We start from the raw sequence: 24,126 nt of genomic DNA on the forward strand, positions 1-24,126 counted from the left end.
CGGCCCCCGCAGTCGAATTGCGGCGGCCGTCCTCCGTGCTGCAGGGACGGGTGATGGGTTATTTGTCGGAGTAGCTGAAGTCCCCGACGGTCCAGGCGCTGACGTCCTTGACCGCGATCCGGTACATTCCGCCGGTTTCGGGGATGCCCAGGGTGCCTTGGAGGATGCGTGCCACGTGGAAATGAAGGTGCGCGGGTGCCCCGGCCTGCTGTCTGTCGCCGTGTCCGGGAGAGCTGAAGATCTCGGCGAACGGGCCCAGCTGGTCGGAGTCCCGCAGGACCTCGGCCACCCGCTGGCGCCAGACGCTCTCGGGGGCGAGGCGGCCTGTGATGACGGCGCCGTGGACCACGACGGTCAGGGACATCTGATTGGTCTGCTCCGACTCGACCATGGCGGCGAGGGCGAGGAGCAGGTCGTCAGGGATCGACATGGGCACGGACTCTAGCAAGCGTGCTCGCCCACCGGCCGGGCTTCCGGGGAGTGGCCTGTTCGGCGCGCTCGGGGAGAAACGGACGGCCGGGGCCCGCACCCCAGGGTGCGGGCCCCGGCCGCGTCTGCGCGCCGACGCGGGGGTCGGGCGTCAGGCGTCAGGCGGGAACGATGTTCTCGGCCTGCGGGCCCTTCTGGCCCTGGGTGACGTCGAAGGTGACCTTCTGGCCTTCCTGAAGCTCACGGAAGCCGGAAGAGGCGATGTTCGAGTAGTGGGCGAAGACGTCGGCGCCGCCGCCCTCCTGCTCGATGAAGCCGAAGCCCTTTTCCGCGTTGAACCACTTCACGGTGCCAGATGCCATATTGATTCTCCTTTGGGGCAGTGCCCGGATCCGCACTGTGTGCGGAAATAAAAAGTGCGCCCACCGGAAATCCGGTGGGAGCACTCGCAAGTTTTTGGGAACCACTGCTGCAGCGAACGTCACGGTAGCACAGCGGATGTCGGCGGCCGGGGAAATTCCGGCGTGCCCCGCTCTCGATTCCGCGCCCGCCGGGCATGAATTCGAAACGGAAAATCATATGAGCGCCGGAATGTTTTTCATGGAAGTGTTCCCGCCCGGCTCCGCGACGCCGCCCGCAGGGCGATGGCCGGTACACCGCCCCCGGCGGGGCGCGCTCGGTTACCGTCGCTCGGGTACCCGCCGACCGGCGCGGTACCGGGGCCCGCCGCCCCGCATCCGCAGAGCAGGGAGTGCCCCGTGCCCCACGCAGTCGTCGACTACTCGGACTCGCTGACCGGTGCCTTCGACCGCCGGGCGTTCGCGCTCGAACTGCACGCGCTGGTGGTCGAGATCCTCGACACCGCGATCGGCAACTGCAAGACGCGCTTTCACCGCCTGGAGGAGTCCGTCGTCGGCGAAGGCACCGATGCCCGGGCGGTGGTCGTTCACGTCGAGATGGCCATCGCCCGGGGCCGCACGCCGCAGACCAAGTCCCGACTGACCCGTGCGGTGCTGGAGCTGGTGGAGCGTCACACGGCGAAGGCAGCAGGCCTGGAGGTCCACGCCTCCGTGGACGTACGGGACCTGGGCGAGGCCTACACCAAGAGCGTCGCGACCCCTTGAACCGCCCGGGGGCCGCGGACGTTCCGGTGCCGGTTACGCGCCGATGCGCAGCAGCGCGAGCGTGATGTTGTCGGGGCCGCCGGCGTCGATGGCGGCCCGCCACAGCTCGAACGCGGCCCGGCCGTCGTCGTGCACCCGCAGCAGCCCCTCGATCTCCTCGGTCGGCACCGGGTCGGTCAGCCCGTCGCTGCACACCAGGTAGCGATCGCCCTCGGCCACCGGGAAGGCCTCGATGTGGGGGGTGATCTCGTTGTACCCGCGGGCGCCGCCGAGGACCTGGGTGACCGCCGAGGTGGTGCGGTGCCCGGGGGCCGGCGGCGGGCTGTCGTCCACGCTGACCTGGCGCAGCCCGTCCTGCGCCGCGTGGAACACCTTGCTGTCGCCGACGTTGAACATCAGCAGCGAGTCCGCCAGAACGAGGGCGCCCGCGACCGTGGTCCCCATGGTGGCCAGTTCCGGGCGCCCCTCGGTCGCCGAGTACACGGCGCGATTGCAGATGCCCAGCGCGTCACCGACGGCTTCCGGGCCGTCCAGCGTGGGCCCGAGCGAGGAGAGCTGGCGCACCACCAGCTCGCTGGCGATCTCGCCGGCGGGCTGGCCGCCGAGGCCGTCGGCGACGGCGACGACGAGCGGCCTGCCGAAGGGGAAGACCAGCGTCTGCGGATTCTGGGTCACGGTCCCGCACAGGGTCCACGGGCCGATGACGAGGCTGTCCTCGTTGTGCTCGCGCACCAGCCCGACATGACTCAGGGCGGTCACAGCTATGTACGGCACCTCGGCGTCCCGCCTCTCGGCCGTCGCGCCGGCTGCGGCGACGGCAACGGATACGGCGACGGGCGCGCGACGGCGCACGCGTCCGTCCCCACCATTGTCGCGCCGCTCCGGCATGCGGGCTCCGGCGCGCCGGAGCACCCTGGTCGTGGAGCCGCCTGTTCCCCGACCGGCGGCCCTGCGAGGAAGGACTGCCGCAGATGTTCGCGAGGCTGAGCACCTACCAGGGATCACCGGTCCCCGCGGAGGGAGACGTGGCTGCGAATTCGGAGGCGATTGTCAGGCAGGTCCAGGACGTTCCCGGATTCCGGGGTGTCTACTACCTCGTCGACCGGGCCACGGGCACGGCCAAGACGCTGACCTTGTGGGACGACGAACGGACCATGATGGACAGCGAGGAACAGGCCGCCCGGATCCGTGAGCAGACCGCGCAGCGCGAGGGCCAGCGGATCGTCTCGGTCGAACGCTTCGAGGTGGGCTTCAGCCACCTGCAGCCGTAGTACGACGCAGCGTGGAACGACGCGATGCACGAGGAGCGATGGCCATGGGCAAGCTCTCGACCGACCAGTTGCGAGAACGGGTACGCGGGGCGGTGGTCACCCCGGACGACGAGTCCTACGACGAGGCGCGCAAGGTCCACAACGCCATGATCGACCGGAGGCCGGCGGTCGTCGTGCACTGCGCCAACGCGGGGGACGTCATGGCCGCGGTCGACTTCGCCCGCGAGAACGGGCTCGACCTCGCCGTGCGCGGCGGCGGGCACAGCGTGCCCGGATTCGGCACCTGCGACGACGGCGTGGTGGCCGACCTGTCCGGGATGCGGGGCGTCCGCGTCGACGCCGCGGGGCGCACGGCCCGCGCGGAGGGCGGGGCCACCTGGGGCGACTTCAACGCGGCCACGTACGCCTTCGGACTGGCCGCGACCGGCGGGATCATCTCCACCACCGGCATCGGCGGCCTCACCCTCGGCGGCGGCATCGGCTACCTGGCCCGCGGACTGGGCCTCAGCTGCGACAACCTGGTCTCGGCGGATGTGGTGACCGCGGACGGCCGGCTGGTGGTGGCGAGCGAGGAGGAGAACGCCGACCTCTTCTGGGCGCTGCGCGGCGGTGGCGGCAACTTCGGCGCGGTCACCTCGTTCGAGTTCAGGCTGAGCCCGGTCAAGGACGTCTACGGCGGACCGATGCTCTTCGAACTGGAGGACGCCCCCACCGTGCTGCGCTCCTTCGCCGACCACATCGCCGACGCGCCGGAGGAACTCGGCGGCTTCCCGGCCTTCCAGATAGCCCCGCCGCTCCCGTTCATCCCGGAGGACCGGCACGGTGACACCTTCGCGCTGATCGTGGCGTGCTGGTCCGGGCCGCTCGACGAGGGGGAGCGTGCCGTCGGGGCCTTCCGGGACTTCGCGCCGGTGGTCGCCGAGCACGTGGGCCCGATGCCCTACCCGGCGCTCAACAGCGCCTTCGACGCGCTCGTGCCGCCCGGCCTCCAGCACTACTGGAAGGCCAACTTCGTCACCGAGCTCAGCGACTCCGCCATCGAAGCGCACCTGCGGCACGCACCGGGGCTGCCGGCCGTGAACTCGACGGTCCACATCTACCCGATCAACGGCGCCTGCCACCGGGTCGCGCCGGACGCGACGGCCTTCGCCTACCGGGACGCCTCGTTCGCCACGGTGATCGCCGGCATGTGGCCCGACCCCGCCATCAACGAGTCCGCGACCGCCTGGGTGCGCGACTACTACGAGGCGACCGCCCCGCACTCGGAGGAGGGCGGCTACATCAACTTCATGGCCGACGACGACCAGGACCGGATCCGCGCCAACTACAAGGGGAACTACGACCGTCTGGTCGCGGTCAAGCGCGCCTACGACCCGGGGAACCTGTTCCACCTGAACCAGAACATCACCCCCTGAGCCGGTTCGGCGCGCGGGAGCGCGGGGCGGTGCGGATGCGGAGTCATCCCTCATCTGCATATTTTTGCCGGGTGTACCGGAAAGTCCGGTACACCCGGTTCGTCAGATTGAGGAAGGCCCCCATGAAGCGTTTCCCGGTGATCGGTGTGCTCTGCGTCGGCGCGATTCTCGGTCTCTCCGCGTGCTCCGACGACAGCAGCTCGCCCGCGGAGGAGGCCACCAAGGCCGCGGCGGACCTCTGCACCGACCTGAATGCCCTCAAGGCCGACAACGCCAAGCTGAAGGCCCTGGACCCCGCCAACGCGACCAAGGACCAGGTCAAGGACGCCTACGAGGCCGTCCAGAAGGACTGGGCGAACGTCAAGGAGAACGCGTCCCAGCTGAAGGACGCGGAGCGCGCCGCGGTCCAGTCGGCTGCCGAGAACCTCAAGAAGAGCTACCAGGACCTGCCCGGCGACACGACCGGCAAGGACGCGCGCACCCAGTTGCAGCCGCAGATCGAGAGCCTGGACCAGGCGGCCGCGGCCGCCACCACCGGCCTGCGCTGCTGACAGGCAGACCGGCCGCCCGTACGGGGAGGACCCCGCCCGGCTGCCGGGCGGGGTCCTCCCCGGTCTGCGCCCGGACTACTTCGCCGCGGGCGCCGGGGGTGCCGCGGGCGCGGCGGGCTTCGCGGGTACGGGGGGCAGGTCGGGGATCGGGGGCCCCACGGGCAGCAGTTCGGTGACCACGAAGGCGACCACGGCCGAGATGATCACGACCGGGATCATCGCGGTGCCGCCGAGCATCAGGACCACCATCACCACGCTGCTCACGGGCAGCCGCAGGGCGCTCGCGGCGGTCGCCGCCATGCCCGCGCCCATCGCGGGCACGATCCCGAGACCGGGCAGCGGGCCGAGCAGGACGCCCGCCACGGCGCCGAGGCACAGTGCCGGGAAGACCGGGCCGCCGCGCAGGCTGCCCAGGCAGATGGCGTAGCCGACGCCCTTGAAGAGGAGGATCCCGATCAGGGCGCCCACGCCCCAGGCGTGCGGGTCGGCGGCCAGCCGGCCGATCAGCGCCTGGCCGGACCCGGTGACGTCGGCGGGCGTGAGGCCGGTGATGAGCGCGTAGAGGCTGGCGCAGGCCGCGGCGGCCAGCGCGCACTGGACGGTCCGCAGGAAGGGCCGTTCGAGGACGTACGCGGCGATCACCCGGGCGCCGTTCAGCACCGGGTGCAGGGCGAGGGCCAGGGCCGCCGCGATGAGCACCGCCCACAGCACGTCCGGCACGTCCAGGTGGGGCACGGGTACGCCCAGTTCGAGCTTCAGGCTGCCGATCGGCAGTCCGGTCCAGCGTCCGAGGCCCGTGAAGACCAGGTCGCCGACCCCGGCGGACAGCAGGGACGGCAGCATCACCGTGAACAGCTGCGGCCCGCCCACGCCCGCCACCTCGATCAGCAGCACCGCGGCGATCAGCGGATTCCCGAAGATGGTGGCGATGGCCGCCGCGGCTCCCGCCGCGCCCACGAGCGCGGTGCCCTGCGGCGTCGACGGCGCCTGCGCGAGGTTGCGGAAGAGCAGGGCCAGCCCGCCGCCGAGGGCGATCAGCGGGGCCTCCGGGCCCAGTACCGCGCCGAGCGGCAGACTCGCGACCGCCGCGATGATGACGCCGGGCAGGGCGCCGGCCGAGGCCCCGCCGGTGTGCAGGCCGCCCGCGGGGAGGTGACCGCCGTTGCCGCGCATGTGCGGGACGACCAGGCCGACCACGACACCGGCGACGAGCAGCAGGGGCAGCGGCCACCACCAGGGCGGGGCGTCCCAGCCCAGGGCCTCGGGGAGGTCCGTCCACATCGCGTGTTCCATCTTGTGCAGCGCGGCGAGGAACCAGAACGACGCGAGGGACACGGGGATGCTGATGAGGGCGCAGAAGATCAGCAGCTTGAGGTATCCGGGGCTGCGGAGGGTCTGCCTCAGGACGTCGGCCTCCTGCGGCTGCGTGCCGCCGGGGGGCGGCTGCGATCGAGGGCGCGACTGCGGCATGGCTCACTTCCTTTCCGCTTCCTCGATGGTCCACCTCGGGGGCGCACTTCGCCGCTCAGGGCTCGTCGTCCTCCTCGGCGGTCTGCGAACTGCGCCTGTGCATGCCGATCTTGACCGCGCCGACGAGTGCTTTGGCGATCACGCCGATGAGGATGAGGTCGGCGACCATCTGGGCGGTGACCAGCACCCGGCTGCCCTGTTCGGTCGCGACGATGTCCCCGAATCCCACGGTGGCGAACGTGGTGATCGTGAAGTAGAGGGCGTCGGTGCGCGACAGCGGCTCCGAGAACGACGCGGGGTCCTGCGCGCCGAGCAGGTAGTAGGTCGCGGAGAACAGCAGCAGGAACAGCGGTACGCCGGTGGCCATCGCCTCCAGGGCGCGCATTCGCGGGTACTGCGCGCGGGAGACGGCGGCGATCTGCCAGGCCGTCAGCAGCCCGAAGACCACCAGGCCGAGGGCGAGCGTCAGGACGGTGGTGATCCCGAACCCGCCCTCCAGGGGGGCCACGTAGTAGAGCCCCGTGAGCAGGGCGATCGAGAGCACCGAGCGCAGGAGGTGGCCCAGCAGGACGCGTCGGCGCCGGCCGGCTGCGTTGCGTTCCATGCCTTCAGGAGAACGGCCCGGAGCCCGGCGCGCTACCGGACCGGCCTCCGCATGCGGACCGCCGGGGTCGCCTGTATGAATGAAGGACCACGTGCATGATCGGAGTCGAGTATGGACGACTACCCGCTTCTCAACTTCTTCTGGACGATGCTGTGGTTCTTCGTGTGGGTCATGTGGTTCTTCCTCCTCTTCAAGGTCATCACGGACATCTTCCGTGACCACACCCTGGGTGGCTGGGGGAAGGCGGGCTGGCTCATCCTCGTGCTGGTGCTGCCGTTCATCGGCATCTTCGTGTACCTGATCGCCCGCGGGCGCAGCATGCACGAACGGGACCGCAAGCAGGCCGAGGAGCAGCAGGCGGCCTTCCGCGCGTACGTGCAGCAGACGGCCGGGACGGGCTCGGGCTCGGCGGACGAGCTGCACAAACTCTCCGCCCTCAAGGACAAGGGCGACATCACCCAGGAGGAGTTCGACCGGGCCAAGGCGAAGATCCTGGCCTGAGCGGTGGCCCGGGCGGCAGTGGTGGTCCGGTTGCCGATAATCCGCGACGGATCGATTCTCGTTACGCTGGCGGACATGACAGCCATGGCACCCGCGCGCACCGAACCGGACCTGTCCTTCCTCCTGGACCACACCAGTCACGTGCTGCGCACGCAGATGAGCGCGCGGCTCGGCGAGATCGGACTCACCCCGCGGATGCACTGCGTGCTCGTCCACGCCCTGGAGGAGGAACGCACCCAGGCGCAGCTCGCCGAGATCGGCGACATGGACAAGACCACGATGGTGGTGACCGTCGACGCGCTGGAGAAGGCCGGTCTCGCCGAGCGCAGGCCCTCCGGCACCGACCGGCGGGCCCGGGTCATCGCGGTGACCGAGGAAGGGGCGAAGGTCGCGAAGGAGAGCCAGAAGATCGTCGACCAGGTCCACGGGGGTGCGCTCGGCGCCCTGCCCGAAGACGAGCGCGAGGTGCTGCTCCGGGCGCTGAACCGGCTGGTCACGGGGCATCTGGAGACCCCCGTCGAGGGCCCGCGGCCGGCCCGGCGGGCACGGCAGAAGGGGTAGCCGGCGCAGGTGCCCACGCAGGTGCCCACTCAGTAGATCCGTAAAAGATAGTCTGCAACAAAACTATCTGTTACGGTCCTTCCTGTTGCCTCCAACGAACAGGAGAGACCGCCGTGCCCGCCACCGCTGCCGCCCCCTCCCCTTCCGCCTCCCCCGTGCGTTCCCGACGGCTCGCCCTGGGTGTCCTGGCCACCGGAATGCTGATGACCGTCCTCGACGGAAGCATCGTCACGGTCGCGATGCCGGCCATCCAGGACGGTCTCGGCTTCACCCCGGTCGGGCTGAGCTGGGTCGTCAACTCCTATCTCATCGCCTTCGGTTCGCTGCTCCTGCTCGCCGGCCGCCTCGGCGACCTGATCGGCCGCAAGCGGATGTTCCTGGCGGGCACCGCGGTGTTCACCGCGGCCTCGCTGCCGGCCGGGCTCGCCACCTCGCCCGAGGTCCTGATCGCCGCCCGGTTCCTCCAGGGCGCCGGCAGCGCGATGGCCTCCGCCGTCAGCCTCGGCATCCTCGTCACCCTCTTCACGGAGCCGCGCGAACGGGCCGGTGCCATCGGGGTGTTCAGCTTCACCGGCGCGGCCGGCGCCTCGATCGGCCAGGTCCTCGGCGGTGTCCTCACCGACGCGCTGACCTGGAACTGGATCTTCTTCATCAACCTGCCCATCGGCATCGCCGTGCTCCTCGTCGCCCGCCGGGGCCTGCCCGGCGACCGCGGCCCGGGTCTGCGGGCGGGCGCGGACGTCCTCGGTGCGCTGCTCGTCACCGCCGGACTGATGCTCGGGATCCACACGGTCGTCGAGATCGAGACGTACGGGGCGACTTCGGCCCGCACCATCGGGTCCGGGGTCCTCGCGCTCGCCCTGCTCGCCGGCTTCCTCGTCCGCCAGGCCACGGCGCGCAACCCGCTCATGCCGCTGCGCGTCCTGCGCCCGCGCAGCGTCCTCGGCGCCAACCTGGTCCAGATGCTGATGGTCGCCGCGCTGTTCTCCTTCCAGATCCTCGTCGCGCTCTACATGCAGAACGTGCTCGGATACTCGGCGTCCGGGACCGGTCTCGCGATGCTGCCGGCCGCCGCCGTGATCGGGCTGGTCTCGCTCACCGTCTCGGCCCGGCTGAACTCCCGCTTCGGCGAGCGCAGGGTGCTGGTGGCCGGTCTGGTCCTGCTGGTCGGCGTACTCGGTCTGCTGACGCGCGTACCCGGTCGGGCCGAGCAGGCGGACTACCTCACCGACCTGCTCCCCGTGATGCTCCTGGCGGCCGGCTTCGGCCTCGCCCTCCCCGCGCTCACCTCACTGGCCATGTCCGGCGCGAAGGAGGCCGACGCGGGCCTGGCCTCCGGGCTCTTCAACACCACCCAGCAGATCGGCATGGCGCTGGGCGTCGCGGTCCTCTCGACCCTGGCCGCCTCCCGCACCGAGTCCCTCACCGCGGCGGGTGCGCCCCTCCCCGAGGCGCTGACCGGCGGCTACCACCTGGCCTTCGCGGTGGGCGCCGTGCTGGTCCTGGCCGCCCTTGCCGTCGCGGCCACCGTCCTGCGCGGCCCGAAGGGCTCCCCGCTGCCGGTCACGGCCGAGCCGCGGACCCCTCTCGCGGCCCGGTGAGGTTGCGGGTCATGCGCTCCAGGACGCTGACGGCGGTGACGTACTCCTCGCGGGTGATCCCCTGCGCCGACAGCTCGCGGAAGTCGGCCACGCGGCGGGCGACCTCGGTGAGGCGGGCGCGACCGCCGTCGGTCAGGGCGAGGCGGTCCGGCTGCGGGCGGGTCACCCAGCCCCCGGTGAGCAGCGATGCGACGGTCGACGTCAGCACCGCGGGGTCGTCTCCCGCGGCCAGGTCGGTCAGGACGGTGGTGTCGGTGGCCCGTGGGTCGTCCTTGACGGCGTTGACGACCTGCCAGCCGAGCCGGGTGAGGCCGAACTCGGCCAGCGCCGCGTCCATGGAGGCAGTGAGGGCCTGGTCCGTGCGGTTGAGCCAGTAGCCGATGGGCTTCATGTCCTGCTCCTTCGGAGGGTCGGTGGGCGAGCGGGCCGGCGGGTCAGCGGCCGGTGAAGGCGTCGGCGTTCTCGCGGGCCCACTGCCGGTAGGTACGGGCGGGTACGCCGAGCAGGGTCCGGGTGGTCTCGCCGAGGGCGGCGGGGCCGTGCTCGGCGGCCTCCCACAGGTCGAGCAGCGAGGACACCATCGGGGCGGGCATGTACCGGCCCATCTGCTCCTCCGCCTCGGCGCGGGTGATGTGCTCGACCGGGACGGCGCGGCCGAGGACCTCCGAGAGAACGGCGAGCTGCTCGCGGAAGGAGAGCGACTCGGGGCCGGTCAGGGTGGGCGCGCGGCCGGTGAGGGAGTCCCCGGTCAGGGCCAGGGCGGCGATGTCCGCGATGTCCTCGGGGTGGATGGGCGCGATCTGCGCGTCCGGGTGGGCGAGCTGGACCGGCATCGACAGGCCGATGGGCCGGGCCCAGCCCAGCGAGTTGCTGGCGAAGGCGTCGGGGCGCAGGAACGTGCAGGTCAGGCCGGAGTCGGCGAGGGCGCGCTCGACCTTCAGGCTGTGGCTCGCGAGCGGGTCGGTATCGGCGTCGGGGGCGAGCACCGAGGACGAGGACAGCAGGACGACGTGCTCGACCCCGGCGTCCTCGGCGGCCTTGATCAGGTCGTGGATGCCGGCGGGCTGCGGGTACAGGAAGACCTGGCGGACGCCGCGGAGCGCGGCGGCGAAGGTCTCCGGCCGGTCCAGGACGAGCTCGGCCGTCTCCACGCCGGCCGGGACGGTCAGTTCGGCGGGGCGGGCGCTGGCGGCCCGGACGGTGTGGCCGGCGGAGTGCAGGCGGTCGACGACGGCCCGGCCGACCTTGCCGCGCGCGCCGGTGATGAGGATGGTCACGAGAGCTCCATTCGTTCGAGGATGCATATGCATGCTTGCATGCACACGTTTTCACGTCAACACATGCCTGCATGAGTTCACATATGTACGATGAGGGGCATGACGAAGCACGAGCCGGCGACCGACGAGGAAGTGCTGGACGCCGTGGGCCCGGCGTTCGGGAAGCTGCGGCGCTCCTCGCTCCTGGAGGTCGAGAACCCGATCTCGCAGAAGGACCTCAGCCGTACCCTGGTCCTCAACATCGTCCTGGAGGCCGAACAGGGCGACGGCCGCGAGATCACCGTCGGCGCCGTGGCCGAGTACCTGGCCGTCGACCCCTCGGTGGCCAGCCGCATGGTGTCCGACAGCATCTCGGCCGGCTACCTCGTCCGCGCGGCCTCCCAGCAGGACGGCCGCCGCACGATCCTGCACCTCAGCCCCGAGGGCCGGGACATGATGGCCCGCTTCCGGCGGCACCAGCGCGCTGCCTTCGAGTACGTGACGGCCGACTGGAGCGAGCGCGACCGCCTCGACTTCGCCCGCCTCATGCTGAGGTACGTCGACGCCCAGAACGCGCTGCGCCACCGCTGACGGCCGCCGGCCGCCCGCGGGCGGGCGCACCGCAGCCCCGGGCGGACGGCGCCCGGGGCTGCGGTGTGGGGCGTGAGGCCCGGTGGGTCAGCGGAAGGAGACCCACTTGGCCGCGCTCGGCACCCCGTTCTCGTCCAGCAGGAAGAGCATGTAGTAGCCGGGCGGGACGTCGTTGGCCGAGGGCGGTGCCTGCAGGCGCAGGGTGTTCCCCTGGCGCTTCACGATGCCCAGTTCCAGGTGGCGCTGGCTGGTGTTGAGCGAGTGCGTCGCCGTGGTCGGGGCCAGCAGGACGGCCTTCTTGACCTGGTCGGGCGTGGAGGTCCCCACGTTGAATGCGCTGTTGTACCGCAGCGGTCCGTCGGGGGCGCGGTCGAGGGCCGGGCGGCTGCCCTGGTGGAGGTAGGCCGGCTCGAAGATCTCGATGCTGCCGTTCATGTCGTCGTCGATCTTCGGGTCGTTGGCGAGCTGCTGCAGCTCGTCACCGGTGACCATGACCCGGCCGTCCGGGAGGACGACGGCGTTGGAGTGGTAGCCGCGCGGCAGCCGCTGCGCCGGTCCCAGCTTCCACTCGCCCAGCGCGTTGCGGGTCTCGATCTGCCGGTACTTCAGATCGGACTTGGGGTTGTAGTCGCCGTTGCCGTAGTCCCGGATGCCGTAGGCGCCGTTGACGGTCAGCAGGCTCGCGTCCGGGAGCAGCAGCGTGTCGTCCTGGGTCCGGCCGAAGGCGCGGGGCTGCTGCTTCTCCCAGTCGCCGCCGCTCGTGAGCCGGTAGGTGTTGGGGTCGTCCCGGTCGCCGCCGAGGACCAGTACGGAGTCCGGGCCGCGCAGACCGGCGGGCAGCGGCACGGCGGATCCGTAGCCGCGGTGGACGCCGTCGGGGCGGGCGGGCAGGTCCGTACGGGTCTCCGCGACCGGGTCGAAGGCCCACTGCTTGGTGGCGTGCCGGCCCAGGCCGTACACCTTGCCGTCGCGCAGGGTGAACAGGTGTGGGTAGTCGCTGTCGGCACCGAAGGGCGCGTCCACGGCCAGGGTGTCCGTCGGGACGTCCTTCGGGATCAGGGTCTTCTCGAAGGGGACGGGGTGGCTCTTGGCGGGGAAGCGCTCGATGACGGAGGTGGAGGTGCCCCAGCCCTGGTCGGTGTGGCCGGACATGATCAGCAGGCGGCCGTCGGGGGCGGCGGCCACCGACGGGTACCAGCGGCCGACCTCCATGTCCTTGTTCACGGACCAGCTCTCGGTCCACGGGTCGAAGACCAGCGACAGCTTGGCGCCGGCGCCGCCGCCGTAACCGAGGTTGCCGCCGAAGACGCCGACCATGCCGTTGGGCAGGAAGGCGTGTCCGGCGCAGAAGAAGGGCGCCGGGCGCTTCTCGCCCGTGCCGTCCGGCACGACCAGCTCGGGCGGGGTGACCTTCGTGAAGGCGGCCGCCCCGGTGCCGCGGCGCGGGTCCCACAGGAAGGCGCGTCCGGCGTTGGCCTTGCCCAGGGTGTTGGTCGGCGCGGGTTCCTCGGTCGGGTCGGTCTCCATGCGCTCGAAGGAGAAGAGCAGCACCTTGCCGGTCGGGAGCATCGCGATGTGGGCGGCGAAGTCCGGGGACTGGAAGTACTCGGCGAACTGCCCGAACGCCTTGGGGTGGAAGCGGGCGTTCACGTCCGCCTGGGACCGGGTCAGTGAGTTCAGGCTGTCGATGCGGGCGAGCTGCGAGTACCCGCCCAGCTTGAGGAGCTGCTCGCGGACCTTCGTATGCTCCTGGGCGTGTTCGGCGCCGAGGGCCGCTTTCTCCTCGGGGCGGGCCGATCCGTCGTGCGCGGCCGCCGGGACGGCGGTGACCAGGGCGGCGGTGGCCGCGAGCACGGAGATCGCGGCCCGGCGGGCAGCTCGGCGGGCGGATCGGCGCTTGATACGTGACATGTGACTCCTCACCAGGGGTGCTGGAGCGACGAGTGCCCGTGTGGGGCACGGGGCGTCCACGACGCCCGTGCACACAGACCTATGCCGACGGGTCTGCCGCCGCACACCGGGAAGATCGTCCGAGCTTCGGGCCGCCCGGGTGACGGCACCGCCCTGAGCTGCGCCGACGGCGGCCCCGGGCCCGCCCGCCGGTCCCCCGCCCGGCCGCAGCCCGTGGTGATCACGGACCCCGGGTCGGCCCACCCCGGCGGCGGCCGGGACGGCCGACCGCGGGAGGCCGGGGCGGGCCCGGTGCGGGCCCGGTGCGGGGCCGAAGGAGGGGCCGAAGGAGGGGCCGAGGGAGGGGGGGCCGAATCGGTCAGGATTCGAGAAGCACCCCTGCTCCAGGCGCAGTTACGGTGACGGACATGGACATCAGCATTCACATGAGCACCCTCCCGCAGGACGACCCCGACGCCGCCGTGGCCTTCTACCGCGACATCCTCGGCTTCGAGGTCCGCAGCGACGTCGGCCAGGGCAAGATGCGCTGGATCACGGTCGGCCCCGCCGGCCAGCCCGGCACCTCCATCCTCCTCGCCCCGCCGGCCGTGGACCCCGGTGTCACCGAGGCCGAGCGCCGCACCATCGCCGAGATGATGGCGAAGGGCACCTACGGCTGGATCCTCCTCGCCACCAAGAACCTCGACAGCACCTTCGAGAAGATCCAGGCCGGCGACGCCGAGGTCGTCCAGGAGCCGACCGAGCAGCCGTACGGCGTGCGCGACTGCGCCTTCCGCGACCCCGCGGGCAACCTGATCCGCATCCAAGAGCTCCGCTAGGACCGGCACCCACACCGACGAAGGGGGTCCACCATGTGCCGTCCCGCGTGGAGACGGGCACTGATCGAGGCATCGCACCTGAAGGAGCTGGCACGGCTGCGCCGCGTGCGGGACCGGATCGACCGGGAGTACGCGCGTCCGCTGGACGTCGAGGAGCTCGCCCGCGCCGCGGACATGGCGGCCGGGCACCTCGGCCGCCGGTTCCGGCTCGCCTACGGCGCGTCCCCGTACGCCTACCTGACGGCGCGCCGCATCGAGCGTGCGACGGCCCTGCTGCGCCGTGGCGACCTCGGCGTCGGCGAGGTCCGCCGCGCCGTCGGCTGCCCGACGCCGGGCATCTTCGACGCCCGCTTCACCGAGCTGGTCGGCGTGGCGCCCGACGCGTATGCACGCACCGCCCGACCGCCGGCCGAACCGGCCGAACCGGTCAGGACCCGAGAAGCATCGGCCCCGGCCCCACACCTGGCGTGATGTTCATGCCGCCTTTGCTCCGGGCGGGCAGGTCCGCCTGCGGGCCTCGGAAGCACCGACGTCCGGCTTCCGCGGGTTCGCGCTCTCGCTCACCGTCCCCCGGCCGGCGGACGTGGACGCCCTCCCACGCTCGGTTCCAGCGATCCGGCCCGTCTGGACGAGGGCACGATGTGGCCGGCCTCGTACGCCCTGACGACGCCGACCCCGGCCGACGAGACGCTGATCGCCGAGCTCAAGGCCGCCGGCTGAGCCCTCCGTCGGACGGCGGCCGCGGAACGGGCTTCAGGCGGTTTCCCGGATGAAGCGGCGCAACTCCGCGCAGAGGTCGCCCGGATTGTCCAGCTGGACGAGGGTGGCCGCCCCGGGGATCTCCACGTACCGTCCCTGCGGCAGCAGTTCGGCCAGTCGGCGGCCCGTGGCGGGTGGCATCATGCGGTCCTCGGCCCCCCAGGCGACCAGCGCGGGCCGGTCGAATTCCGCGAGCCTCTCCGCTGCCTCGAGGTAGGTGTCCTTCCGGGTGCTGCGGCAGAACTTGGCGAGATCCCGACGGATCGCGCGCCGGCCGAGCAGGGGCTGGTACCAGCGCCGGACCAGCGCGTACGGGATCGGCCGGTGCGCCATCCCGCCCAACGAGCTCCTCATCCGTACGAGGAAGGGGACGCGGAAGGACTGCAGCAGCAGGAACAGGCCGCCCGGGATGCGGGCGGCCGCGTGCAGGGTCCTGCCCTGGATGCCCGGCGGGTAGTTCTCCAGCGCCTCGCACGAGGTGAGCACCAGGCGGCCGACTCGTTCGTCGCGCACGCCCACCAGGAGCTGGGCCGTGCCCGCGTCGTTCTGGACCAGGGTGACGTCGCGCAGGCCGAGGCGCTCCAGGAACTCGGCCAGGAGGGCGGCGATCCCGTGCGCCGAGAGGTCCGCGTCCGGCCGCATCGGCCTGCGGTGGCTGCCGATCGGCAGCACGGGCACCACCACCCGGAAATCGGGACGCAGTTCGCTCACCACCCGGTCCCAGACCGACTCGTCGAACCCGAGCCCGTGGACGAGCACCACGACCTCGCCGTCGCCGCCCGTGTCCGTGAAGTCGATGACGCCTGCGCTCAGTTCGATCTCGGGCAAGGGACTACCTCCGACTAGATAGACCGATCTAGTGAGAGACTAGCGAGCGTGAGAACCACGGGCGACACCAGAGCGCGCATCGTCACCGCCGCGACCGAGCTGTTCCGGCGCCAGGGCTACGCCGCCAGCGGCATGAAGCAGATCGTCGCGGCGGCCGACGCGCCGTACGGTTCCGCCTACCACTTCTTCCCCGGCGGCAAGTCGCAGCTCGGCGAGGAGGTGATCCGTACGTCGGGCGCGGCCTACCTGGCCCTGATCGCCGAGCTCTTCCCCCCGGCGGAGGCCGCGGACATGGCCGCCGTCACCCGCGACGCGTTCACGGCCGCGGCGCGGACCCTGCGTGAACTCGACTTCACCGATCCCTGCCCGCTCGCCACCGTCGCGCTGGAGGTGGCCGGCACCCATGAACCGCTGCGCCTGGCCACCGCCGAGGTCTTCGCGAGCTGGACGGAGGGCCTCGCCGCCTTCTACCGCGCCGGCGGTATCGCCGGGCCCGCCGCGCACGAAACCGCGACCTCGGTGATCGCCCTGCTGGAGGGCGCGTTCATGCTCGGCCGTGCCGCGCGGAGCACCGACCCGGTACTGGCCGCCGCCAAGGCCGCGGCGGCCATCGTCCGCGCGGCGCGGTCCGACGCGTAGGCGGCGGCGGCCCGGGCGCCCGGCCGGGTACGGGGTCAGTCGCGGACCGGCGTTCTCAGGGCGGTGAAGACCAGGAGCGCGAACGCGACGACCGCGGCGGCGGTGCGGATGTCGTTGAAGACCTCCCAGTGCCGCAGGACCTCCGTGTGATCGGCCGGGGCCGAGCCGTGCGCCCACTCCTTGATCCGGCTGTTGATCGGGACGTTGCCGAACCGGGTGACCAGGAGGGCCGTGAGGGCCAGCAGGCCGGCCCCGCCCGCGAGCAGCCGCGTACCGCCGCGGCTCACGGCGGTGAGGGCCAGCGAGCTGACGATCGACACGCCCATCGCCGCCTGCATGGTGATGCCGTTCATCTTCATCAGTTCGGTGTGGAACGACAGCCGTATGTCGAGCGGTACCGCGTTGAAGGTGGGTACGAGGTTGGCCGCCCCGTAGCCGAACGCGCCGGCGAGGAGTCCGGTGGAGAGGAGGGCCAGGCCCAGCAGAAGGCGTGTGCGCATGTTCGTCGGCTCCTGTGCGTCGGTGCTCACGGCGGGCGGGTGCGGGCGGTGCATGCCCGTGCACCAGGGTCCGCGCTGCCGCGCACCAAGTCCAAGAGGAAGTCCTTCTGACGGGCAGAAGGACCGGCTGTCGGCGTCCCGGCCCTGGCCCGTCCCCTGCTCCCGGAGCCGTGCGCGGGGACCGCGTCACTTGCCGTCGGAGAAGTTGTGCACGCCCCACCAGCCCGAGGAGTCGCGGTAGAGGCCCACGCCGACCTCGGTGAAGTCCGGGTTGACCTGCGCCTTGTAGTGCCCGGAGCTGTGGCGCCACATCGACTGGAACTTCTCGGCGGCCTCCTGGGCGGTCATCGAGGCATCGCTGAACCAGACGATGTTCTCGCCGGTCCAGGTGCGCGAGCCCGTCTTCAGGTAGGCGCGGTCCGCCGACGAGGAATGGGCGAATCCGCTCTTGCTCATGTGCTCGGCCCACTTGCGGGCGAAGTCGCTGAGGTCCTGCTTGAGCGCGAGCGGAGGCCGGCCGACGGCGGCCCGCTCGTTGTTGAGCAGCTGCAGGGACAGCGACTGGGCCGTCGCGACGTCCTGCGTCGAGGTGCGGGGGCCGGGCACCTTGGGGTCCGGCCCCGTCGGCCCGCTCCCCGAAGTACCGCGGGTCGGCGGTGCGGTGGGCTTGGCGGCGCGTTCCGCGGCGTCCGTGGCCGGCGCTCCGGAGCGCTGCTGCGCGTCCTTCGCCTGCGCGGCGGGCGCGGACGCTGAGGCCGACGCGGGTGCGGACGCGGCGGCGCTCGGGCCCGCCGTCCCGTCGGCCGCCGCCGAGGGGTCGGCGGCGGCCGCAGAGGCCGGGGCGGTCGGCGGGCCGTCCACCGCGTCCGGCCGGCCGGCGAGCGCGGAGGGGGAGCCCGCCGCCGCGGTGCGCTGCGGGGCCTCGCCGGATATGAGGGCGTAGCCGCTCCCGACCCCGGCCAGCAGGACCACGGCGGCCGCCGCCATCAAGGGGGTCCGGCGACGGCTCTTGCGGTGGCCGCCGGCCGCCCGGCCCGCGGCGCGCGCCCGCCCGCGCCGGTCCGACCGGGAACCGGCACCGGCACCGGGCGTGTCGGCGTGCGCGTCCGCGTCCGCGTCCGCCTGCGCGCCGTACGTGAACTCATCGTCGTGATACCGCATCGCATCTCCTCGAAGGTGACGGCCCACCTGGCCTGACACTGAAGGAGACCCGTGGGGCGCGCGGGGATAACACCTTTCTCACAGGAATCCGCGGCCGGGGCCGCGCCGGGTTCTCATCCGTGGCCCCGGTCCCGGCCGTCGCCCCGGCCGAACCACTGCGCCAGTGCGTCGGCGAGCTCGTCCCCGGTACCCGCCGCCCAGGCGACGACCCCGTCGGGGCGTACGAGCAGCCCGGCCGGCTGAGGTCCGTCCGGGCAGGCGGCGGTGACGACCCGCACGCGCTCGCCGTACCCCTGTGCGCGCGCCCTGAGCCCCGCGTCGTCGGCGAGGTCGAGCAGGAGGGCCCGCCCGTCGTGCAGCAGGTCCGCGAGGCGCGTCCCGTCGGCGAGCGCGAGGTCCGGGGCACTGCGGCCGACCAGCGGATGGCTGCCGGGAAGGTCGTACCGGTGCGAGACTCCGGCGAGCCCCTTGGCGAAGTACGTGGTGCCGGCGACGGACCCGGTCAGCTCGCCGACGACCCGGCGCAGGGCCCGGGCCTGTGGTTCCGGCCGCATCAACGCGATCTGGGCCCTGGTCCACTCGAGCACCCATGCCCCGATCGGGTGCCGTTCGGCCGTGTACGAGTCCAGCAGCCCTTCCGGTGCCCGGCCGCGTACGACCGCGGCGAGTTTCCAGCCGAGGTTCATCGCGTCCCCGATCCCGAGGTTCAGCCCCTGGCCGCCGAACGGTGAGTGGACGTGCGCGGCGTCGCCCGCCAGGAGGACCCGGCCCGCCCGGTAGCCGGCCGCCTGGCGCGCGTTGTCGGTGAAGCGGGTGGCCGTGCGTACCGCGGTGATCGTTACCTCGGCCCCGGAGACACGGCGCAGGCTCGCCTGCAACTGCTCCGCGGTGACCGGCGCTTCCCGGTCGGCGGGCGGCCCGTCGAACTCGACGGTGAGGATGCGGCCGGGCATCGGACCGTGCACGTACATCCCGGTGTCCGTGTGGTTCCAGCCGGGCCGGAGGGCTTCGGACCCGGTCATCTCGACGAGCGCCTGGTGTCCGGTGATCTGCGGATCCGTACCGGGGAAGGCGAACCCGGCGAGTTTGCGGACCGTGCTGCGGCCGCCGTCGCAGCCCACGAGCCAGCGCGCCCGTATCACCTCGCCCGTCCCGTCGCCGGACCTGTCGCCGGACCCGTCACCGGACCCGTCGGCCACCCGGGCCGCGCGCACCTCGACCCCGCCGTCGACCTCGTGAAACCCCGTCAACTCGGTCCCGCCGCGCACCGGGACGCCGAGCTCACGGGCGCGGTCGGCGAGCAGGCGCTCGATCTCCTGCTGCGGCACGAGGTTGATGCCCTGAGCGGGACCGGCGTTCACGAAATCCGGGTCGGTCGTGTCCAGCAGCTCCCCGCTCAGCATGATCCCGGCGAAGTGCCCGGCGAAAGCGGCCGGTTTGCGGGGAGGCCGTCCGTTCCCCGGGGTCTCCCGCTGTTCGCGCAAGAACGCCTGGAACCGCTCGACGGAGCGCTGCTGGACCTCGGCCAGCGCCGGCAGCATGCCGCGCCGGTAGAAGGCTTCGGCGGTCGAGGTGTTGATCGACCCCGCCTTGACGGTGCCGTCCACTTCGGTGCGCCGCTCGACCACCACCACGCTCGCGCCACCGAGCCGGAGCTCGCAGGCGAGCATCAGTCCGACCGGGCCGCCCCCGGCCACCACCACGTCAAAGTCCGTGCTCATGGAGTTCATGGATTTCACTTTAGTCACTAAAACTTTTGAGTGGCTATAGTGTTCTCCGTGACCGAGGGAACTGAGAGACGTGGCTCCGTGGAGCGCGCGGCCGACCGGGCGTTGAGCTTGCGGGAGCGCAAGAAGCGCGAGACCCGGCAGCGGATCTCCGACGAGGCGACGATGCTGTTCGCGGCGCGCGGCTTCGACCAGGTGACCGTGGCGGAGGTCGCCAAGGCGGCCCATGTCTCCACGATGACGGTCTTCAACCACTTCCCCCGCAAGGAAGACCTCTTCCTGGACCGGATCCCCGAGGCGGTCGAGCTCTTCACGGGTGCGGTACGCAACCGGCCGGCGGGCGAGCCCCCGTCTGCGGCTCTGCGCGCTCTGCTGCTCCGACTCCTGGACCAGCGCCATCCGCTGGCGGCCGTGAGCGACGACTTCCCGTACTTCTGGCGCATCGTGCTGGACTCGCCCGCCCTGCGGGCGCGGGCGCGCGAGGGTGTCGAGGAGGTGGAGCGGGCGCTGGGGGACGCGATGGCCGAGACCGCCCCCGGGGGCGACGACCCCGGCCTCCGCCTCGCGGCAGCGCTGACCGTCGCCGCGTACCGGGCCGTCTACGTCGCCACGGCCCGGCGCCTGCTGGCGGGCGAGCGTGCCGCCGATGTGGCCGAGGACCACCGGGCGCGCGTGAACGGTGCGTTCGACGCCCTGGAACGCGCGCTTCCCGGCGTCTGCTGACGGCGGATCGCGGATCGCGGATCGCGGATCGCCCCGGGTGCGGCGTCCGGGGTGCGGCGGCCGGGGGACGACTTCGGCCCGGCCCCGGGGAGGGGCCGGGCCGTTTCGGTGTGCCGGTCAGGCGAGGGCGAGGAAGAGCTTCTCGAGTTCTTCCTCGGTCATGGGGGCCTGGTTCTCGTCGGCGTTGGTCATGCACTGGCGCATGCCGCTGGCCACGATCTTGAAGCCCGCGCGGTCCAGGGCCTTGGAGACGGCGGCGAGCTGCGTGACGACGTCCTTGCAGTCGCGGCCGGCTTCGATCATGGCGATGACGCCCGCGAGCTGCCCCTGGGCGCGGCGCAGGCGGTTGAGGACTGCGTTGACTGCGTCGTCGTCGACTTTCACCGGGTGCCTCCTGGCCTTGTGTACTCTCCCTCGATGGTACCCCAGGGGGTATCTGGTCAGTGGGCGCGGAGCGCGGCGAGGGCGGCTTCGAGGTCACCCCGGCCGGGGCGGTTGTGGGGGAGCTTGGCGAGGAGGGCCGCCATGCCGCAGGTGTTGGTGAGGGCCGAGTAGACCAGGCCGCCGGCGATGCCCGCGGAGGCGAGGCGGAAGGCCGGGCGCAGGCGGCCGAGGGTGAGGCCGGTCAGGACGACGGCGCCGGCGGTGAAGCGGACCTGGCGTTCCATGCCCCAGGTGGTGCGCCGGTCGCTGTCGGGGCGGTGGAGGGCGTGGCCGCCGTCCGTCCAGGCTCCGGTGCCGCCGGTGAGCGTGGTGGCGGTGATGCCGTGGCCGGCAAGGGTGGTGCAGGCGTCCTCGGCGCGCTTGCCGGAGGCGCAGACGACGAGGATGTCGCGGCGGGCGGCGGCCTCGCGAAGGTCGGGCAGGGCGCGGGCGAGGTGGTCGAGGGGGATGTTGAGGGCGCCGGGGAGGTGACCGGTGGCGTACTCGCCCGGAGTGCGGACGTCCAGCACGATCAGGTCGGGCAGGCGGCTGTGGGCCTGGTCGGCGTCGAGGGCGCGGGGGTGGGGGTGGGGGTGGGTCATGGTCCTGTGTTCCGTCCTTGTCGGAAGGGGCGGCGGGGGGCGGGGGCGGGCTGCGGGGTCAGTGGAGGGCGTCGGTGAGCATGAGGGCGGCGACGGCCAGCAGGACGGTCGCGAAGGCCCGCTGGAGGGCGGGGCCGGAGACCTTGGCGGCCAGGCGCTTGCCGTCCCAGGCTCCGAGGACGGCCGCTGCGGTGAAGGGGGCGATGACCGCCCAGCGCAGCGGGGTGTGGGTACCGGTGCGGGCGGCCAGCGCGGCCAGGGAGTTGACGGTGATGACCAGGAGGCTGGTGCCGACGGCGGCGCGCATGCGCAGGCCCAGTACGGAGACCAGGGCGGGGACGGCGAGGAAGCCGCCGCCGACCCCGAGGAAACCGGTGACCGAACCGAGTCCGGCGCCCGCCCCGGCGGCCCGTACGGCCCGGACGGGCCGGGGTCGGCGCCCGGGGGCGGGGGCGGTGAACATGCGCCGGGCGGCGAGGCCGGCCACGGCGGCGAACGCCGCGGTCAGCACCGGTTCGGGGACGCGGGTGGCCAGGGTGGCGGCGGCGAGGGCGGGCGGGATGCCGGCCGCCGCGAACAGGGCGCCGGTCCGCCAGCGGACGTTGCCGGACGTGGCGTGGGTGTAGAGGGCGGTGGCGGACGTGGCGGTGACGATGATCAGGGACGCGGTGGTGGCGGCGGCCGGGGTGAAGCCCAGGAGGTAGATCAGCGCGGGCACGGCCAGGACACTGCCGCCGCCGCCCAGTGCCCCGAGGGCGAGTCCGACGACGGCTCCGGCGGCGAGGGCGAGGACGAGCGTGCTCACGCCGGTCGGCCGCGGCTTCCGGGCTCGCCGGTGACCGGCAGTCCGGCGCAGGCCCAGGCGTTCATGCCGCCCTCGACGTCGACGGCATCTCCTCCGCGGCCGGTCAGCAGCTCGGCGGCCTGCCGGGAGCGCTTTCCGGAACGGCAGATCACCACCAGCGGGCGGTTGTGGGCGGTCGCGGGCAGGGCGGCGCCGGCGAGGAGGCGGGAGAGCGGTGCGTGGACGGCGCCGGGGACGTGTCCGGCGTTCCACTCGGCCCGCTCGCGCACGTCGAGCAGTACGGCGGTGCCGTCGGTGATGCGCCGGTGGGCCTGGGCGGGGGTGACGCGGGCGGGGGTGACGCGGGCGGTGCCGCGGCGGAAGAGGAACATCCGTCTTCCTTCCGGGTCGGTGGGGCGGGAGGAGGGCGGGCTCAGCGGTCCCGGACGCGGTCTCGGCCGCCGTCGGTGAGGGGCAGGCCGGCCTCGGAGGCGGCGTCGAAGGAGTCGTCGACGGCGACGACGTCACGTCCGGCGGCGTCCAGCAGGGAGGCGGCGATCGCCGCGCGCATCCCGCCGGCGCAGTGCACCCACACGGTGCCGGGCGGGACCTCGGTCAGGCGCCGGTGCAGGTCGTGGACGGGTATGTGGACGGACCCGGCGATCCACCCCTCGGCGCGCTCGGAGTCGCGGCGCACGTCCAGGACGACCGTCGGCGATCCGGTGTCGCCGGTGTCGCCGGTGTCGCCGGTGTCGCGGATGCCCCCGGCGCTGTGGGTGGCGAGGTCGGCGAAGGTGGCGCGGGGGAAGGAGCGCGGTCCGTGGCCTTCCGGTATCCAGTCGCGGGGCGTGCCGGTGGCCGCCGCCGCGGGCCGGTCGAGGCCGACGCGGACCAGTTCGCGCTGGGCGGCGGCGAGCTGGGCGGGCGATTCCGCGAGCAGGGTGACGGGCTTTCCCCAGGGGATCATCCAGGCGAGGTAGGTGGCGATCTTCCCCTCGGCCTCGAAGTTGAACGAGCCCGCGACGTGTCCTTCGGCGAACGCGATCCGGTTGCGCAGGTCGACCACCCATTCCCCGGCGGCCAGCCGCTCGGCGATGTCGGCGGCATCGGTCAGGGGCGGGGTGCTCAGGTCCACCGGATCCGGACCCGCGGCGTTGGCCGGGCCCATGTGGGCGTAGTAGGCGGGGACGTCTTCCAGGCCGGCCAGCAGGTCGGAGACGAAGCGGTCGACGTCCTTGACCAGGGCGTCGTTGACGATCTTCTCCTTGCCGATGGTGGTGGCGTCACCGCCCCCGGACGGGGAGGCGGAACAGAAGCTGCCGAAGCCGTGGGTGGGCAGCACGGCCGTCTCGTCGGGGAGCTCGGCGGCCAGGCGATGGGCGGAGGCGTGCTGGGCGCGGGCCAGCTCCTCGGTCAGGCGTGGTTCGACGAGGTCGGGGCGGCCCACCGAGCCGATCAGCAGCGAACCGCCGGTGAAGACCGCCGCCACCCGGCCCTGCTCCTCCAGCACGTAGGAGGTGTGGTGGGGGGTGTGGCCGGGGGTGGCCAGCGCCCGCAGCGCGATGCCGTCGTCGACGCCCACCGTGTCGCCGTCCGCCACCGGTGTCCGGGCGAAGGAGACGCGGGCACCGGCCGGTACCAGGTACGCGGCGCCGGTCAGGCGAGCCAGGTCCAGGCCGCCGGTGACGTAGTCGTTGTGCAGGTGGGTCTCGACGACGTGGGAGATCCGCACCCCGCGGGCGGCGGCCGCCGCGATGACCCGGTCGATGTCGCGGGGAGGGTCGACGACGGCCGCGGTGGCGGCGCCGCCCGCCAGGTAGCTGCGGTTTCCGAGGCCCTCGGTCTCGATGGTGTCGATGAAGAACACGCGGTTGCTC

General features: G+C 72.6%; 29 protein-coding genes and 1 pseudogene. 13 read left to right on the plus strand and 17 right to left on the minus strand.

Annotated features, from left to right (window positions below):
* Nucleotides 1–58: 58 nt before the first annotated feature.
* Complete coding sequence (locus ACXNSR_RS20550) at nt 59–430, minus strand: hypothetical protein (RefSeq protein WP_458637002.1); 372 nt, start codon at nt 428–430, stop codon at nt 59–61.
* A gap of 157 nt (nt 431–587) precedes the next feature.
* Nucleotides 588–791 carry a cold-shock protein gene (locus ACXNSR_RS20555; RefSeq protein WP_030011983.1) on the minus strand — a complete coding sequence of 68 codons (204 nt, stop codon included), beginning with the start codon at nt 789–791 and terminating at the stop codon, nt 588–590.
* Nucleotides 792–1,187: 396 nt separating this feature from the next.
* On the opposite strand from ACXNSR_RS20555, the gene ACXNSR_RS20560 reads away from it, so the two are divergent.
* Entirely contained in the window at nt 1,188–1,553 is a 366-nt protein-coding gene (locus ACXNSR_RS20560; protein ID WP_458637003.1) for a 5-carboxymethyl-2-hydroxymuconate Delta-isomerase, read from the plus strand.
* A 33-nt stretch (nt 1,554–1,586) separates the two neighbouring features.
* On the opposite strand, the gene ACXNSR_RS20565 is transcribed toward ACXNSR_RS20560, so the two are convergent.
* Nucleotides 1,587–2,327: a PP2C family protein-serine/threonine phosphatase gene (locus ACXNSR_RS20565; protein ID WP_458643350.1), complete on the minus strand. Its 741-nt coding sequence runs from the start codon at nt 2,325–2,327 to the stop codon at nt 1,587–1,589.
* Nucleotides 2,328–2,578: 251 nt separating this feature from the next.
* Here ACXNSR_RS20565 and ACXNSR_RS20570 point away from each other — a divergent pair, with 251 nt between their 5' ends.
* The 3 genes from ACXNSR_RS20570 to ACXNSR_RS20580 all read left to right on the plus strand — a co-directional run bounded on the left by ACXNSR_RS20570 (nt 2,579) and on the right by ACXNSR_RS20580 (nt 4,790).
* On the plus strand, nt 2,579–2,824 hold the full coding sequence (locus ACXNSR_RS20570) for a hypothetical protein (protein WP_458637004.1): 246 nt from the start codon (nt 2,579–2,581) through the stop codon (nt 2,822–2,824).
* Nucleotides 2,825–2,868: 44 nt separating this feature from the next.
* Nucleotides 2,869–4,239, plus strand: a complete 1,371-nt coding sequence (locus ACXNSR_RS20575) for an FAD-binding oxidoreductase (protein ID WP_458637005.1) — start codon at nt 2,869–2,871, stop codon at nt 4,237–4,239.
* A gap of 122 nt (nt 4,240–4,361) precedes the next feature.
* Nucleotides 4,362–4,790 carry a hypothetical protein gene (locus ACXNSR_RS20580; protein WP_458637006.1) on the plus strand — a complete coding sequence of 143 codons (429 nt, stop codon included), beginning with the start codon at nt 4,362–4,364 and terminating at the stop codon, nt 4,788–4,790.
* A 75-nt stretch (nt 4,791–4,865) separates the two neighbouring features.
* Here ACXNSR_RS20580 and ACXNSR_RS20585 read toward each other — a convergent pair whose 3' ends face one another.
* Entirely contained in the window at nt 4,866–6,260 is a 1,395-nt protein-coding gene (locus tag ACXNSR_RS20585) for a chloride channel protein (RefSeq protein WP_458637007.1), read from the minus strand.
* A 55-nt stretch (nt 6,261–6,315) separates the two neighbouring features.
* Nucleotides 6,316–6,864, minus strand: coding sequence for a potassium channel family protein (locus ACXNSR_RS20590; RefSeq protein ID WP_458637008.1), 549 nt, complete (start codon nt 6,862–6,864; stop codon nt 6,316–6,318).
* 111 nt (nt 6,865–6,975) lie between these two features.
* Here ACXNSR_RS20590 and ACXNSR_RS20595 point away from each other — a divergent pair, with 111 nt between their 5' ends.
* The 3 genes from ACXNSR_RS20595 (at nt 6,976) to ACXNSR_RS20605 (ending at nt 9,527) form a co-directional block, all read left to right on the plus strand.
* The gene (locus ACXNSR_RS20595) at nt 6,976–7,365 is read left to right on the plus strand and encodes an SHOCT domain-containing protein (RefSeq protein WP_458637009.1); all 390 of its coding nucleotides are present in this window, start codon (nt 6,976–6,978) and stop codon (nt 7,363–7,365) included.
* Between the two features lie 75 nt (nt 7,366–7,440).
* Nucleotides 7,441–7,926, plus strand: a complete 486-nt coding sequence (locus ACXNSR_RS20600) for a MarR family winged helix-turn-helix transcriptional regulator (RefSeq protein ID WP_458637010.1) — start codon at nt 7,441–7,443, stop codon at nt 7,924–7,926.
* A gap of 197 nt (nt 7,927–8,123) precedes the next feature.
* A complete protein-coding gene (locus ACXNSR_RS20605; RefSeq protein ID WP_458643351.1) occupies nt 8,124–9,527 on the plus strand; it encodes an MFS transporter in 1,404 nt (467 codons plus the stop codon).
* On the opposite strand, the gene ACXNSR_RS20610 is transcribed toward ACXNSR_RS20605, so the two are convergent.
* Together ACXNSR_RS20610 and ACXNSR_RS20615 are read right to left on the minus strand one after the other, a co-directional pair.
* On the minus strand, nt 9,490–9,918 hold the full coding sequence (locus ACXNSR_RS20610) for a MarR family winged helix-turn-helix transcriptional regulator (RefSeq protein WP_458637011.1): 429 nt from the start codon (nt 9,916–9,918) through the stop codon (nt 9,490–9,492). The two genes, ACXNSR_RS20605 and ACXNSR_RS20610, sit on opposite strands and share 38 nt — an antisense overlap.
* 43 nt (nt 9,919–9,961) lie before the next feature.
* Nucleotides 9,962–10,804 carry an NAD(P)H-binding protein gene (locus tag ACXNSR_RS20615; RefSeq protein WP_458637012.1) on the minus strand — a complete coding sequence of 281 codons (843 nt, stop codon included), beginning with the start codon at nt 10,802–10,804 and terminating at the stop codon, nt 9,962–9,964.
* Nucleotides 10,805–10,903: 99 nt separating this feature from the next.
* Here ACXNSR_RS20615 and ACXNSR_RS20620 point away from each other — a divergent pair, with 99 nt between their 5' ends.
* Nucleotides 10,904–11,374, plus strand: a complete 471-nt coding sequence (locus ACXNSR_RS20620) for a MarR family winged helix-turn-helix transcriptional regulator (protein ID WP_458637013.1) — start codon at nt 10,904–10,906, stop codon at nt 11,372–11,374.
* 87 nt (nt 11,375–11,461) lie between these two features.
* Here ACXNSR_RS20620 and ACXNSR_RS20625 read toward each other — a convergent pair whose 3' ends face one another.
* Complete coding sequence (locus ACXNSR_RS20625; protein ID WP_458637014.1) at nt 11,462–13,285, minus strand: galactose oxidase-like domain-containing protein; 1,824 nt, start codon at nt 13,283–13,285, stop codon at nt 11,462–11,464.
* A 407-nt stretch (nt 13,286–13,692) separates the two neighbouring features.
* On the opposite strand from ACXNSR_RS20625, the gene ACXNSR_RS20630 reads away from it, so the two are divergent.
* From ACXNSR_RS20630 to ACXNSR_RS20640, 3 genes and pseudogenes are all read left to right on the plus strand, one after another.
* Nucleotides 13,693–14,103, plus strand: coding sequence for a VOC family protein (locus ACXNSR_RS20630; protein ID WP_458637015.1), 411 nt, complete (start codon nt 13,693–13,695; stop codon nt 14,101–14,103).
* Between the two features lie 33 nt (nt 14,104–14,136).
* Nucleotides 14,137–14,574, plus strand: a complete 438-nt coding sequence (locus tag ACXNSR_RS20635; protein ID WP_458637016.1) for a helix-turn-helix transcriptional regulator — start codon at nt 14,137–14,139, stop codon at nt 14,572–14,574.
* A 22-nt stretch (nt 14,575–14,596) separates the two neighbouring features.
* Nucleotides 14,597–14,698, plus strand: a pseudogene (locus ACXNSR_RS20640) (glyoxalase); the annotation flags it as partial.
* Nucleotides 14,699–14,856: 158 nt separating this feature from the next.
* Here ACXNSR_RS20640 and ACXNSR_RS20645 read toward each other — a convergent pair.
* Nucleotides 14,857–15,690 carry an alpha/beta fold hydrolase gene (locus ACXNSR_RS20645; RefSeq protein WP_458637017.1) on the minus strand — a complete coding sequence of 278 codons (834 nt, stop codon included), beginning with the start codon at nt 15,688–15,690 and terminating at the stop codon, nt 14,857–14,859.
* A 48-nt stretch (nt 15,691–15,738) separates the two neighbouring features.
* Here ACXNSR_RS20645 and ACXNSR_RS20650 point away from each other — a divergent pair, with 48 nt between their 5' ends.
* Complete coding sequence (locus ACXNSR_RS20650) at nt 15,739–16,329, plus strand: TetR/AcrR family transcriptional regulator (protein WP_458637018.1); 591 nt, start codon at nt 15,739–15,741, stop codon at nt 16,327–16,329.
* Between the two features lie 35 nt (nt 16,330–16,364).
* Here ACXNSR_RS20650 and ACXNSR_RS20655 read toward each other — a convergent pair whose 3' ends face one another.
* The 3 genes from ACXNSR_RS20655 to ACXNSR_RS20665 form a co-directional block, all read right to left on the minus strand.
* Nucleotides 16,365–16,829 carry an anthrone oxygenase family protein gene (locus ACXNSR_RS20655; RefSeq protein WP_458637019.1) on the minus strand — a complete coding sequence of 155 codons (465 nt, stop codon included), beginning with the start codon at nt 16,827–16,829 and terminating at the stop codon, nt 16,365–16,367.
* Between the two features lie 186 nt (nt 16,830–17,015).
* Nucleotides 17,016–17,990 carry a CAP domain-containing protein gene (locus tag ACXNSR_RS20660; protein WP_458637020.1) on the minus strand — a complete coding sequence of 325 codons (975 nt, stop codon included), beginning with the start codon at nt 17,988–17,990 and terminating at the stop codon, nt 17,016–17,018.
* 113 nt (nt 17,991–18,103) lie between these two features.
* Nucleotides 18,104–19,720: an FAD-dependent monooxygenase gene (locus tag ACXNSR_RS20665; protein ID WP_458637021.1), complete on the minus strand. Its 1,617-nt coding sequence runs from the start codon at nt 19,718–19,720 to the stop codon at nt 18,104–18,106.
* 48 nt (nt 19,721–19,768) lie between these two features.
* Here ACXNSR_RS20665 and ACXNSR_RS20670 point away from each other — a divergent pair, with 48 nt between their 5' ends.
* Entirely contained in the window at nt 19,769–20,440 is a 672-nt protein-coding gene (locus ACXNSR_RS20670; RefSeq protein WP_458637022.1) for a TetR/AcrR family transcriptional regulator, read from the plus strand.
* Nucleotides 20,441–20,557: 117 nt separating this feature from the next.
* Here ACXNSR_RS20670 and ACXNSR_RS20675 read toward each other — a convergent pair whose 3' ends face one another.
* Genes ACXNSR_RS20675 through ACXNSR_RS20695 form a run of 5 tightly spaced genes read right to left on the minus strand, consistent with a single transcriptional unit; the run spans nt 20,558 to nt 24,116 of the window.
* Nucleotides 20,558–20,824 (minus strand): metal-sensitive transcriptional regulator, encoded by a 267-nt coding sequence (locus ACXNSR_RS20675; protein ID WP_030010943.1) that lies wholly within the window; start codon nt 20,822–20,824, stop codon nt 20,558–20,560.
* Between the two features lie 56 nt (nt 20,825–20,880).
* Nucleotides 20,881–21,465, minus strand: coding sequence for a rhodanese-like domain-containing protein (locus ACXNSR_RS20680; RefSeq protein ID WP_458637023.1), 585 nt, complete (start codon nt 21,463–21,465; stop codon nt 20,881–20,883).
* A 58-nt stretch (nt 21,466–21,523) separates the two neighbouring features.
* Entirely contained in the window at nt 21,524–22,270 is a 747-nt protein-coding gene (locus ACXNSR_RS20685) for a sulfite exporter TauE/SafE family protein (RefSeq protein ID WP_458637024.1), read from the minus strand.
* Nucleotides 22,267–22,641, minus strand: a complete 375-nt coding sequence (locus ACXNSR_RS20690) for a rhodanese-like domain-containing protein (RefSeq protein ID WP_458637025.1) — start codon at nt 22,639–22,641, stop codon at nt 22,267–22,269. The genes ACXNSR_RS20685 and ACXNSR_RS20690 overlap by 4 nt, the downstream gene beginning before the upstream one ends.
* A 41-nt stretch (nt 22,642–22,682) precedes the next feature.
* Nucleotides 22,683–24,116 carry a rhodanese-like domain-containing protein gene (locus ACXNSR_RS20695; RefSeq protein WP_458637026.1) on the minus strand — a complete coding sequence of 478 codons (1,434 nt, stop codon included), beginning with the start codon at nt 24,114–24,116 and terminating at the stop codon, nt 22,683–22,685.
* Between the last annotated feature and the right edge of the window lie 10 nt (nt 24,117–24,126).

The sequence above is a fragment of the Streptomyces sp. NC-S4 genome (genome assembly GCF_054353315.1).